This window comes from Thermococcus sp. (assembly GCF_027011145.1).
Classification (GTDB): domain Archaea; phylum Methanobacteriota_B; class Thermococci; order Thermococcales; family Thermococcaceae; genus Thermococcus.
Genome location: NZ_JALVAO010000032.1, coordinates 21356 through 34077 on the forward strand (window position 1 = coordinate 21356; position 12722 = coordinate 34077).

At 52.5% G+C, this 12722-nt stretch carries 12 protein-coding genes; 10 read left to right on the forward strand and 2 right to left on the reverse strand.

The window, feature by feature from the left end:
* Positions 1–33: 33 nt before the first annotated feature.
* From MVG27_RS03025 to MVG27_RS03060, 8 genes are read left to right on the forward strand one after another with little or no spacing between them, the layout of a single operon-like run.
* The gene (locus MVG27_RS03025) at positions 34–333 is read left to right on the forward strand and encodes a DUF424 domain-containing protein (RefSeq protein WP_297073374.1); all 300 of its coding nucleotides are present in this window, start codon (positions 34–36) and stop codon (positions 331–333) included.
* 41 nt (positions 334–374) lie between these two features.
* Positions 375–1538: a 60S ribosomal export protein NMD3 gene (locus tag MVG27_RS03030; protein WP_297551340.1), complete on the forward strand. Its 1164-nt coding sequence runs from the start codon at positions 375–377 to the stop codon at positions 1536–1538.
* 51 nt (positions 1539–1589) lie between these two features.
* Positions 1590–2918: a CoA-disulfide reductase gene (cdr, locus tag MVG27_RS03035; RefSeq protein WP_297551377.1), complete on the forward strand. Its 1329-nt coding sequence runs from the start codon at positions 1590–1592 to the stop codon at positions 2916–2918.
* 58 nt (positions 2919–2976) lie between these two features.
* On the forward strand, positions 2977–3921 hold the full coding sequence (locus MVG27_RS03040) for a radical SAM protein (RefSeq protein ID WP_297551338.1): 945 nt from the start codon (positions 2977–2979) through the stop codon (positions 3919–3921).
* 25 nt (positions 3922–3946) lie between these two features.
* A complete protein-coding gene (locus MVG27_RS03045) occupies positions 3947–5383 on the forward strand; it encodes a potassium channel family protein (RefSeq protein WP_297551336.1) in 1437 nt (478 codons plus the stop codon).
* 4 nt (positions 5384–5387) lie between these two features.
* Positions 5388–6515 (forward strand): ATP-NAD kinase family protein, encoded by a 1128-nt coding sequence (locus tag MVG27_RS03050; RefSeq protein ID WP_297551334.1) that lies wholly within the window; start codon positions 5388–5390, stop codon positions 6513–6515.
* 48 nt (positions 6516–6563) lie between these two features.
* The gene (locus tag MVG27_RS03055; protein WP_297551374.1) at positions 6564–7466 is read left to right on the forward strand and encodes a hypothetical protein; all 903 of its coding nucleotides are present in this window, start codon (positions 6564–6566) and stop codon (positions 7464–7466) included.
* Between the two features lie 59 nt (positions 7467–7525).
* Complete coding sequence (locus MVG27_RS03060) at positions 7526–8134, forward strand: hypothetical protein (protein ID WP_297551332.1); 609 nt, start codon at positions 7526–7528, stop codon at positions 8132–8134.
* Here MVG27_RS03060 and MVG27_RS03065 read toward each other — a convergent pair.
* Positions 8131–9330 carry a cysteine desulfurase gene (locus MVG27_RS03065; protein WP_297551330.1) on the reverse strand — a complete coding sequence of 400 codons (1200 nt, stop codon included), beginning with the start codon at positions 9328–9330 and terminating at the stop codon, positions 8131–8133. The genes MVG27_RS03060 and MVG27_RS03065 overlap by 4 nt on opposite strands.
* Positions 9327–9620, reverse strand: a complete 294-nt coding sequence (locus MVG27_RS03070) for a hypothetical protein (protein ID WP_297551328.1) — start codon at positions 9618–9620, stop codon at positions 9327–9329. The genes MVG27_RS03065 and MVG27_RS03070 overlap by 4 nt, the downstream gene beginning before the upstream one ends.
* Before the next feature lie 124 nt (positions 9621–9744).
* Between MVG27_RS03070 and MVG27_RS03075 the strand changes: the two genes are divergently transcribed.
* The gene (locus tag MVG27_RS03075; protein ID WP_297551372.1) at positions 9745–10473 is read left to right on the forward strand and encodes a P-loop NTPase; all 729 of its coding nucleotides are present in this window, start codon (positions 9745–9747) and stop codon (positions 10471–10473) included.
* A 273-nt stretch (positions 10474–10746) separates the two neighbouring features.
* On the forward strand, positions 10747–12687 hold the full coding sequence (gene acs / locus MVG27_RS03080; protein ID WP_297551325.1) for an acetate--CoA ligase: 1941 nt from the start codon (positions 10747–10749) through the stop codon (positions 12685–12687).
* Positions 12688–12722: the final 35 nt, after the last annotated feature.

Below are 12722 nucleotides of genomic sequence, written 5' to 3' on the forward strand. Positions count from 1 at the left end.
AACTTCTTTTCTTCCTTTTCTCCAGGTGGTGAAATGATATACGTCAAGGTTTATCGCGTTCAGGGAGAGGTTCTTCTCGCGGCATGTGATGAAGAACTGCTCGGAAAGACCTTCCGCGAGGGCGAGCTGAAGCTTGAGGTGAAGGAGCGCTTTTACAAGGGCGAACTCGTTGAGGAGGAAAAGCTCGAAGAACTTCTGGAGGAAGCGACGATAGCCAACCTAACGGGCGAAAGGTGCGTTTCAAAGGCCATCGAGCTTGGCTACGTGAATCCTGAGAGGGTTCTTAGAATTGAGGGCGTCCCCCACGCCCAGATGGCGAAGATGTTCTTCTGAAGATTTTTAAGCTCTCTTCGGGTTCTTTCTCTGGTGAGAGCATGAGCGAGAGGTTCTGTTACAGGTGTGGAATAAGCGAGAGTGAAGGAGGTCCTCTTATCGAGGGGCTCTGTCAGGTCTGCTACCGCAAGGAAAATCCCGTTCTGCTGATTGGTGACGAAATTAACACCGAGCTCTGTCAGAACTGTGGGAGCTACAGGAAGAGAGGCATCTGGGTTGATCCCAAAAGCTACGAACTCGAGGAGCTCATCTTTGAGGTAGCGGAAAACGCCCTGCTGGAAGAGCTTGAGGATTCCTTCAGCGACAAAATACGGGAGTACGAGGTTCTAACTCCAGATGAGCTTGAGGAAATAGACGACCTTCCTGTTGGCAGGGCAGTTGTTTCCTTTGAGCCGGTTGACTTTCACATCGAGCACTTCCCTGCGATAATCGTCTACGAAGTCCGGGTCAAGGCAAGGACCCACGAGCTCCAGAGGGAACTCCACGACGAGAGCAAGCGCGTTACCGTCTACGTCCGTCAGACAGTTTGTCCTCGCTGTCAAAAGTTCCTCGGTGGCTACTTTGAGGCAATTCTCCAGGTCCGCGCTGAGGGCAGGCCCCTGAGCGATGAGGAGAGAAAGGCAATAGGAAAACTCGTGGAGGAGAAGGTTGACGAGATAATGAGGAAGGACAGGATGGGATTCATACAGGACACGATAGAGAAGGAGGAGGGCCTTGACTTCTACATGGGCTCGACCTCAAGTGCCAGGAAGATAGCCCAGGCCATAAAGGAGCGCTTTGGCGGGACGATAAGCGAGGCCTACGAGCTCGTTGGTATGGACAGGCAGACGAGCAGGGAAGTTTACAGGACGAGCGTGAGCGTGAGGATTCCAAAGTTCAGGAAGGGCGACATAGTCTCCGACAGGAAGGGGAACGTCTACGAGGTGGAGAAGGTTGATGGAAAGGGGTTAACGCTTAGGAACCTTGAGAACTGGGAGAACGAGCACCTCGACTGGAAGACAGCTAGGAGGGAGCAGGTTGATACCGTGGAGCACGAGGAGAGCGAGGCGATGGTAACTAGCGTAACCCCCGGCGAGGTTCAGCTCATGGATATGGGTAACTACGAGACATACGAGCTCAACAGACCTCCCTTCGAGGTTAGCGAGGGAGAAGTTTACAGGATGGTCCGCGTCGGAAAGAGGAGGTACTTCAGGAGCAGGAAGTGACGCCTTTGCCCACCAACCTTTTTAACCGAAGGTTTTGAACCCTTCTCGGTGATGGGAATGAAGAGGGTCGTTATCATCGGTGGCGGAGCCGCGGGAATGAGCACTGCCTCGCGCGTCAAGAGGCTCAGGCCCGAGTGGGATGTCAAGGTTTTTGAGGCAACAGAATGGGTCAGCCACGCGCCCTGTGGTATTCCATACGTGGTCGAGGGAATTTCACCGACCGAGAAGCTGATGCACTATCCACCTGAGGTCTTCATAAAGAAGCGCGGTATAGACCTGCACCTAAAGGCCGAGGTCATTGAAGTTGAGCAGGGCCACGTTCGCGTTAGGGAGGAAGATGGCGAGCACACCTACGAGTGGGACTACCTGGTTTTCGCAAACGGAGCTTCTCCAAGGGTTCCAGCGGTTGAGGGAATTGACCTCCCGGGTGTCTTTAAGGCGGACCTTCCTCCAGATGCAGTCGCCATAAAGGAATACATGGAGAAAAACCGCGTTGAGAACGTCGTCATCATAGGCGGTGGCTACATAGGCGTCGAGATGGCCGAAGCTTTCTCAGCTCAGGGAAAGAACGTCACGCTCATCGAGCGCGGTGAGAGAGTGATGAAGAAGGCCTTCGACAAGGAAATCACCGATATTCTAGAGGAGGGGATGAGGAAGAGGATAAACCTCCGCACCGAGGAAATCCTGATGCGCATCGAGGGCAAGGAGAGAGTTGAGAAGGTAATCACAGATGCAGGTGAATACCAAGCCGACCTTGTAATTCTCGCCACTGGAATCAAGCCCAACATCGAGCTGGCCAAGCAGATTGGAGTCAGGATAGGCGAGACTGGAGCGATATGGACGAACGAAAGGATGGAAACGAGCGTGGAGAACGTTTATGCCGCTGGAGACGTTGCCGAAACAAAGCACCTCATAACCGGGAGGCGCGTTTGGATTCCGCTGGCTCCGGCAGGAAACAAGATGGGTTACGTAGCTGGGAGCAACATAGCTGGCAAAGAGCTCCACTTCCCCGGTGTCCTCGGAACGAGCGTGACGAAGTTCTTCGAGGTGGAGATAGGAAAGACTGGCCTTACCGAGGCCGAGGCCATAAAGGAGGGCTACGACGTCAGGACTGCTTTCATAAAGGCAAGCACCAGGCCCCACTATTATCCGGGGGCAAAACCGATATGGCTGAAGGGCGTTGTTGACAACGAGACCAACAGGCTCCTCGGCGTTCAGGCAGTTGGCGCTGAAATCCTTCCGAGGATAGACACCGCCGCGGCAATGCTTACCGCTGGTTTCACAACGAAGGACGCCTTCTTTACGGACTTAGCTTACGCACCGCCCTTCGCTCCCGTCTGGGACCCGCTCATAGTCCTCGCCAGGGTCCTCAAGTTCTGACCTTTCTTTTTTGGGCAAACTTTATACGCTTTTAGGGTAACCTAACTGCGGTGATGTTATGTTAGCCTTTGGGCCTGTTCCATCGAGGAGGCTCGGCAGGAGCCTTGGGGTCAACAACATCCCCGACAAGGTCTGCAGTTACGCCTGCGTTTACTGCCAGATTGGCAGAACCCTGAAAATGGAAATCGAGAGGAGGCCCTTCTATGAGCCCGAGTTTCTCTTTGAAGAGGTCTCCAGGAAAGTCGAGGAAGCGAAAGCGAGGGGCGAGGGAATTGACTACATAACATTCGTTCCGGACGGTGAGCCCACTTTGGATGTAAACCTCGGCCGTGAAGTTGAACTGTTGAGGGAACTGGGAATTCCGCTCGCAATACTGACGAACTCCTCTCTAATCTGGAGGGATGAGGTAAGGGAAGACCTTTTGGCGTTCGATTACGTTTCGCTGAAGCTCGATGCCGTCAGCGAGTCCCTGTGGAAGAGGATTGACCGGCCCCACAAGAGCCTGAGCCTTGAGAAAATCCTCGACGGAATGCTCGCCTTTAGGGATGACTTCGATGGGACGCTCGTTACTGAAACGATGCTTATCAACGTTGACTACGGGAACGAGCTTGAGAGGATAGCCGACTTTCTGGGGGAACTGAAGCCAGATAGGGCATACATAGCGATTCCGACAAGGCCTCCGGCCGAAAAGTGGGTGGAACCAGCCGATGAAGAGACCATAAACCTTGCCTATCAGCTCTTCAACGAGCGCCTCGGTGAAAGGGTCGAATACCTAATCGGCTACGAGGGCAACGCCTTCTCCTCAACTGGGAACGTTGTGGAGGACATACTGTCGATTACTGCAGTTCACCCGATGCGCGAGGACGCTCTGCGGGAGCTCCTGAGGAAGAACAACGCGGACTGGAGTGTTGTCGAGGGGCTTTTGAGGGAAGGCAAACTCATACGCCTCAACTACCGCGGGAAGACGTTTTACATGAGGGCATTGAAGAGCAGAAAACCTTAATAGACTCCCTCTCAAGTGAAAAACGATGTGCGAGTACACCTATGAAAACGGCAAAAAGTGCCGGCTTAAGCCTGTTGAGGGCTCCAAGTACTGTCCCCTCCATATTCCCTACGATGAGGGTGAGGCCTTACTCGGGGATAAAATCAGGGAACTCAAGGCGGAGACATTCCAGCGCCGTTTAAAGATTGGTCAAAGTTACTTTGAGGGTGTTTACCTCTATGACGTGACGATTAAAGATTACCGAAGTGAGAGGATTCTCGTCCTCAAGAATTCCCAGATTAAAAGCCTCGTGATAGAGGATTCCAACTTCAAGGGGCTTATACTCCTCAACTCGAGTGTAGATAGGCTCATCCTGTTTCAGTCCAGGGTTGAGGTTATCCTCGTCAAGGGCTCCACGGTCTTTGGCCTCAACATTCTGCGCGTTGATTTCTCAAGCAACGTCTCGATTAGGGACTCGAGCGTGAAGTACCTCATGATAAACTCAACCCAGTACGTTGGTGAGAGGGAGGAGGAGACCTACGGCGGAAAGAGCGCTAAGGGTCTAATCGAGCTCTCCAACCTCAGAGATATAAGGAGGATTGGAATCAACGCCCGCTATCCCCTGTTGAGGAAGATACTCGAGGAGCATGGGGTTAATGTTTCAGAGGCGGGTAAAAGAGCTGTAAAGGTCCGTTCGCTCGTAATTCGCGACGTATCCTTTGACACCGCCCCGAGGTTCAAGAGACAGGTGAGGCTGTCAATAGCGGGTTTTTCTGGGAACTTAATCCTCGAAAACCTTGACGTCTTCGGCCACGTTGAGGTCAAATGGAGCCACCTGAAGAACCCCGAGTTCGTCCACGTTCTGATTCACAGCAACCTGATTATGAGGAAGTCTCAGATAGTCGTTGACTCCACGTGGACGATGACGGTTCTTCCAAGCCTCCCCTTGGAGATGATACTCAGCGGTTTCATGATAATCGAGGACTGTCGCTTCAATAACCCCTACGCTGAGGAAGTCTTCTACCGCCTTGCCAGAACGAGCTGGGAGCGTAGCGGAGATTTTGAAAGGGCCGACAGCTATTACTACCTTGAGATGGTTGCAAGGCGGAAAGCTAGACTTAAAGCCAGGTATGGAGGAATTAAGAAGCTTTTGAACAGATTTGAGGTCGCCTTTGAGTGGTTGTTTGCTGACCTGACCTGCAAATATGGAACGGACTGGAAAAGGCCCATTCTAATTTGGCTCTTTGCAGTTAACGTGATTTTCCCAGTCATGTTTTTCTTGACTCAAAGCGTTCAGGGCCTCTCCAACCATCTAACGTTCCTCGACTACGAGTACTTCAGCATAGTTACCGCAACAACCCTCGGTTACGGCGACTACCACCCGATAGGCGTCGGAAGGGTCATAGCTTCAATCGAAGCCCTCTTCGGAATGTTCATGTGGGCGGTCTTCCTTACGGTCTTCGCGCGGAAGTACATGAGGTGAGGTTATGATTGGCCTTATAGTCAACCCTATAGCAGGTATGGGCGGTAGAGTGGCCCTCAAGGGCACAGACGGTGTCGTCGATGAGGCAATCAGGCGGGGGGCCAGACCTGTTTCGCCCGAGCTGGTCAGGCTGTTCCTAAGGGAACTTTCCCACTACGGGGAGGCAAAATCGATAACATTCCTCACAGGGCCGGGCCCACTCGGGGAGGACTATCTGAGGGAGTTCGGTTTTAACTTTGAGGTAATTCCCCTGGAGATTCGCTATCGCGATGTTGAGGGCGTTAAAATTCCCGACACAACGGCCGAGCACACGAAAAAACTTGCCCGCGAGATGCTTGGGAGGGTGGAACTCATAGTCTTCGCCGGTGGGGACGGAACGGCTAGGGATTTGTTGGAAATCGTTGATAGGAAGGTTCCAATACTTGGAATCCCGACGGGGGTTAAGATGTACTCAGGGGTTTTTGCAGTATCTCCTGAAAAGGCCGCGGAGGTTCTCGTTAAGTTCCTCCACGGTGAGGCCAAGATTGAGGAGCGGGAGGTAAGGGACATAGACGAGGAATCCTTCAGGCGGGACGAGGTAAGGGCCAGAACCTATGGGCGAGCACTTGTTCCTGTCGTTGAGGGGCTCGTTCAGGGTAATAAGGAGGCCGTTAGAATCGACGAAGCCGAGGAACTTGAGGCTTTGGCTGAAGCAGTTGCTGAAGAAATCCTTGAGAGCGATGGAATTTATTTCCTTGGTTCCGGTTCAACACTCAAGAGGATTAAAGAGAGGCTCGGCATAGAGGGAACGCTCCTTGGAGTTGATATCGTGGAAGTTCAGGATGGAGAGGCAAGGCTCCTCGTGAAGGATGCAACCGAGAGGGATTTGCTGAAGTTCGTAGATAAGAACCCCAGAGTTGTTGTGACGGTTGTTGGAGGTTTGAACTTCCTCTTCGGTAGGGGCAACCAGCAGTTCTCGGCCGAGGTTCTCAGGAGGATTCCCAAGGAGAACATCCTCGTCGTAGCGACCCCCGACAAGATTAAGGGACCTGTTAGAGTCTACACCGGCGATAGGGAAGTTGATGGAAGGTTAAGGGGATACATAAGGGTTCGTGTAAGTCCGTGGATGGAGAAACTTGTGAAGGTAATCTGAGCGGAAGCCGTTTATACCACTCCGCCCTATTCTCTACCGGTGATTTCTATGAGACACAGCAGGATAGCTGTTAAAGTTCTTGAGGGAGAGGAGCCTATATTCTACGACCCAGTTTATCATGGCAGAACTCTGAAGGTTTTTGGAATGGACGACTATCCGGTGCGCTTTCTTTCGTATCTCATGCGCCAGTACAGGGAGATAGGTTACTCCACTGTGGTTTTCGACACAACAGGGGATTTCGAGGGCGAGTTTGATACCGTAATCGAGGTTCGCGATGGCTTCAGCCTTGGTCTCGACCCGATAAAGCTCTACAAAGCAGGTTATTTCGACCCCTACACGGCAGTCACGATTGTTCAGACCCTCTACGGCCTCGACAGGTCGCTAACCGACAGGCTGTACGTTGACGTTCTTCTGGGCAAAGTTTCAAGCGTTCCGGAGGCTGTTAAGAGAAACGAAAAATACTCCGAGGTTATCTTGGAGAGCTACACTCCCCTTGATGAGGCTTTTTACACCGGTGAACCTCCGAAGCTTGAAGGCAGTATCCTGGTGGACATGGGGGAAACGCACAGCATAACCCTGGTTGGTATGGCATTCCTCATCCTTGCGGCGGTATTTGAGAAAAGACGAAACACCGCTATAGGCCTCGTTGACGGTGCCGTCCTTGGCTATACAACCGCAGGAGGTGCTTCCATACCCCTCCTCACGAGGCCCCTGAAACACAGGGTTACTGCCATTGCCAGCCAGTACGCTTTGGATTCCCTCCTGAACATAGCCGGTCCGACGCTTCTCCTATATCATGACCCCGACGTTCAGTCCCTTGTTTATGAGGCGAACGGTGTTCCACCGGGGCCGACAAGGAAGTTCGTCGGCAAAAGGGCTGGAACCCTGATAGTAAGAAGTCCCGAGAGCGTTGACGTCCATCACGGGGAGTTACCAGAGGGGGTTCTTTGATAGCAACCCTTCTTCAAAACATTTTTAATTTCTATGAGTACTTTTACTGGTGAGTAAAAATGGTGTACTACGAGCATACGACAACACCAGTCATTTTTGGATTCTTCTTCGTACTCTACTACCTTGCCATACCCTCCGCGCTTGTTCTGTGGTACGCCAGGAGTTACAACTACATCCGTAAGCGCAACTTTATGCTAAAGAGACTCTCCACATACCTCTTGGTTGCCTTCTTCATCACCTCTCTCTCAGCTTACAAACTCACCTCTATCTACCTCTACCTTCATTCTCCTTCTCCGGGAGCTCTCTGCTTGACCTCCTCATGTGTGGTCTCTTCTGACCCCGTTGTGAGATATAACCTAAGCATTAATGACCTTGAGCGGGCTGGGGTTCCCTCTATTGGCCCTATGACGGTCTACAGAATTTACGACACTGCGAGTAGCAAGGAACTTGGTTTGCCAACTAGGATGAACTATTTAGTGGTAGTAAGAGCCCTTCTGGTTGTTCCTGCCGTCGAAGTCATCTCGTATAACGTCTCTGGTACCAGAGTTGTTGGGAAGAAGAGCTTTTACGTTGTATGGCCCTTTTCTCCGGGCAAGGTTCTTGAAGACAACTTTGGAGTTAGATTTACTGTTCTGGTGTTCTCTGGAAGGGGAGGAGTTGGGGCTTAGCCCCTGAGTTCCTTTACCAAATTCTCAAGAACCCCGAGGAAAGTCTCGACCTCCTCAACGCTGTTGTAGACGTGGAAGGAAGCCCTGACGGTGCCGTTTATTCCGAGCTTCTTCATCACCGGTAGAGCGCAGTGGTGACCGGAGCGAACCATTATGTTGTTCTCGTCGAGTATCGCCGCAACGTCGTGGGGATGGAGGGGCGGAACGTTGAAGCTCACAACTCCCGCGTGCTTCTTCAGGTTCTTCGGCCCGTACCACGGGATTTCAAGTTCATCGAGACCCTCAACGGTTCTTTTCACAAGCTTCTTCTCCTGCCTCTCAATCTTATCGAGGCCTATCCTCTCGATGTATTTTATACCTGCGGCAAGGCCTATTGCCCCGCCTATGTTCGGCGTTCCCGCCTCGAAGCGCTCAGGGGGCTCGGCAAGCCTGTAACCGTCGAGGTCAACGTCTTCAATAGTCCCGCCCCCGATGAGCGGCGGCTCAAAGACGTCGAAGAACTCCTCGTTTATGTAAAGGACCCCTATTCCCGTCGGCCCCATCGGTCCCTTGTGCCCTGAAAAAGCCAAGAAGTCTGCGTGGAGCTTCTTAACGTCAACTTCCATGTGGCCGGCGCTTTGGGCCGCGTCAACGACGAAGATTGCCCCCTCTTCCTTTGCGAGTTTTCCGAGCTCTTCGACCTCGTGAATAACACCAAGGGCGTTGGAGACGTGCTGAACCGCCACCAATTTTGCCCCTCTTATCTTCCTCTCAGCGTCGCTTAAATCGAGGTTGCCCTCGTTGTCCCCTTCAATAAACTCCAGTCTCAGGCCCTTTTTCTTTGCCAGCCTCTGCCATGGGAGCAAATCCGAGTGGTGCTCGTAGGGGGTGGTGACTATCTTGTCCCCGGGCCTGAAGATGTTCTCCAGCCCGAGGGCCACGAGGTTTAAGCTCTCACTGGTGTTCTTGGTGAAAACTATCTCCTCAAACTTCGCGTTGATGAAGTCAGCAACAACCTTCCTGCTCTCCTCGTATTTGTGCGTCGCCATCTGTGAGAGCCTGTGAACTCCCCTGTGGACGTTTGCGCGGTATCTGAGGTAATACTCGTCCATGGCCTCGACGACAGGTTTCGGCGTTAGAGAAGTCGCGGTGTTGTCAAAATAGATAACCTCATTCGTCAGGGGTATGTCCTTCCTTATATCATCGGGCACTTTCATGATACCACCTCCAGAACTCCGGCGCAGTCGTAAACGACCCTCGCCATCTCCTCGCCCCTTTTTGCGTCAGTTAGGAGCTTTATAATTATCTTTCCGCTCGGATAAACGCTAACCTCATAGCCCTCCATATCAACGATTAGCATCATTCCCGGGATAAGCTTTTTTACGGTGTAACCCCTCTCCTCCAGACACTCGGCCGTTTTCCTCAGGTCGAGCTTTACCGGCTTTTCCCATGAATAAGCCCCTATAACGATGCCCTTCATCGTAACACAGGGCTTTGAGATAATCACGCTTCACCACCGTTTTTATCTCCGCAAGGGCGTTTATACGGCTTTTTTGAACCGATGGTTGAAAACGATGGATGAACCAAATTCCTTATAAATCGTGTTACTTTTCTGCAAGTCGGTGATACAGATGAAGGTCCTCGTGAGCGGTAAGGGTGGCTGTGGAAAGAGCACAATAAGCGCGATGCTCGGAAAGTATCTGGCGGGAAAGGGCTACCGCGTTTTAATCATCGATGCGGACGAGTCAAACCCCGGTCTTTACAGGATGCTTGGCCTGCCGAGGGTTAAGACGCTGGCGGAGCATCTGGGAGGAAAGAAGAGGGCAAAGATACTCATGGCGGCAGAAGGCCAGGGGGAGCTCGATGAGGAGCTCTTCGACTGGACACTCGACGATATTCCAGAGGAGATTCTCGCGAAGAAGGGCAACCTCGCGGTTCTCACAATCGGAAAGATTGAGGAGGCCGAGGAAGGCTGTGCCTGTCCCTATGGCTTCCTAGCCAGAAAGCTCCTCGAAGGAATAAAGCTCCGGGACAACGAGGTCATCATCGTTGACACCGAGGCAGGAATAGAGCACTTTGGCAGGGGCGTTGACAAGTACGTTGACGTTGTAATTGACGTTGCGGAGCCTTCTGCTGAATCAATCGAGCTGTCAAGGAAGATAGCCTCGCTGAGCGAGAGCCTTGGCCTGAAGCACGTCCTCGTTCTCAACAAGGCCCTGCCCGGTGTCGAGGATAAACTCCCTGTGAAGCCCGACGTTGTGATTCCTTTCGACAAGAACTTTATCCTGGACAGTTTGAATGGAAGGGAAGTTGAGCCTATAGAACAGATTGAAGAGCTCTGGAAGATAATCAACAGGTGAATTCATTTGGAGGGGCCTGACAATCTGACATCGGCTCCCTTGGATTTCCACATATTTTTGTAAATTTTGTTCAAATCTTTTCGGGTTTTATACCTGTTTTTGTGCTCCCCCGGGTTCTCCTTCCGGTATTTCGACGAACGGCTATTCTGCTTTCGTCTTTTAGCTAATTAGCCCTCCCTAACCTTTTTTCGACTTTTGCCGATTATCACTTTGACAATAAGCGAAAGAATTTTAAGGGAACCTAACCCTTATCCAGAAAAACGGGTGGTTGCCATGCAGATTGGCGAAGGATTCCTGAAGGAAAGATACGTCCCCATGCAGGCCTTCCGGGAGGAACACAGGAAGTCCATTGAAAACATTGAGGAGTTCTGGACCGAGCAGGCCAAGGTTCTCGACTGGTTCAAGACGTGGGAGAAAGTTCTCGACGATTCAAATGCTCCCTTCTTCCGCTGGTTCGTTGGAGGCGAGCTGAACGCCAGCTATAACGCGCTGGACAGGCACATAAAAGAGGGAAAGAGGAACAGGGCCGCGATAATCTGGGAGAGCGAGAGGGGTGAAACGAGGACCCTAACTTATTACGAGCTTTACCGCGAGGTGAACCGCTTTGCCTCCGCGCTAAAGAACCTGGGCGTCGAGAAGGGCGACAGGGTTGTAATCTATATGCCCCTTGTCCCTGAGGTTGTTATAGCGATGCTGGCCAGTGCAAGAATCGGTGCAATCCACAGCGTCGTCTTCTCCGGTTTCTCCGCTGAGGCTTTGGCAACGAGGATAAACGACGCGAAGGCGAAGGTCGTCATTACGGCGGACTACCTCTACAGGCGCGGAAAGAAGCTGAACCTAAAGGAGATAGTTGACAAGGCCCTGCTCGAGACGCCCAGCGTTGAGAGCGTCGTCATTCTGAAGAGGGAGGAGAATGGCATCAACATGGTTGAGGGCAGGGACTACGACTGGGACGAGCTTCTCGAAGGGGCTGAAAAGTACGTCGAGCCTGTTCCGGTGGAGAGCAACCACCCGCTGTTCATACTCTACACGAGCGGAACCACAGGGAAGCCCAAGGGTATAATTCACTCCACCGGCGGTTACCTCGTGTACGTTGCCAAAACTATGGAGTGGGCCTGGGGGATAACCGAGAGCGACCTCTTCTGGAACACCGCCGATGTCGGCTGGATTACTGGACACAGCTATCTCGTTTACGGGCCTTTAACGCTCGGCTTAACGGTGATGATGTATGAAGGAGCGCTCAACTATCCAAGGCCAGACAGGCCCTGGGAGCTAATCGAGAAGCACGGCGTTACGATATTCTACACGGCTCCAACAGCGATAAGGATGCTCATGCGCTATGGAGATGAGTGGGTGAAGAAGCACGACCTCTCGAGTCTTCGCCTTCTCGGTTCGGTTGGAGAGCCCATTAACCCGAGGGCGTGGAAGTGGTATTACGAGGTTGTTGGCGGTGGAAGGTGCCCGATAATAGACACCTGGTGGCAGACGGAAACCGGGGGCTACATGATTTATCCCTCGGCTGGAATACAGTTGCCCCCGCTCAAGCCCGGCTCGGCCACCTTCCCGGGTCTCGGCGTTGATGCCGACGTTTTCAAAGCCGATGGAACACCGGCGGAGCCTAACGAGCGTGGCTACCTCGTGATAAAGAAGCCCTGGCCCGGAATGCTCCTTGGCATCTGGGGCAACGACGAGCGCTACATCAGAACCTACTGGCAGAGGTTCAGCAAACCTGATGAAGGGGTCTGGATTTACTATCCTGCCGACTACGCTATGAAGGACGACGAAGGCTACTTCTGGATATTCGGCAGGGCAGATGAGGTTCTCAACGTCTCCGGCCACAGGATTGGGACAGCTGAGATAGAACACGCTTTAGTCCTCCACCCTGCCGTGGCAGAGGCGGCAGTGATAGGCAGGCCCGACGAGATAAAGGGTGAAGTGCCTGTTGCCTTCGTAATCCTCAAGGAGGGCTATGCTCCAACAGAGAGATTAAAGAAAGAACTCATTGACTACGTTCGGGAAACCCTTGGACCGATATCAACTCCGGCTGAGGTGTTCTTCGTTAACAAACTGCCCAAAACGAGGAGCGGGAAGATAATGCGTCGCGTTTTAAAGGCCCTCGCCAGCGGAAAGGGGCTCGGTGACCTCTCAACGCTGGAAGACGAGGCGAGTGTGGAAGAAGTGAAAAAGGCACTGGAAGGCTTCGAGATGCGCTGAAGGGCTTTTTTATCTCTCCCAATTTGTCAAGAGAA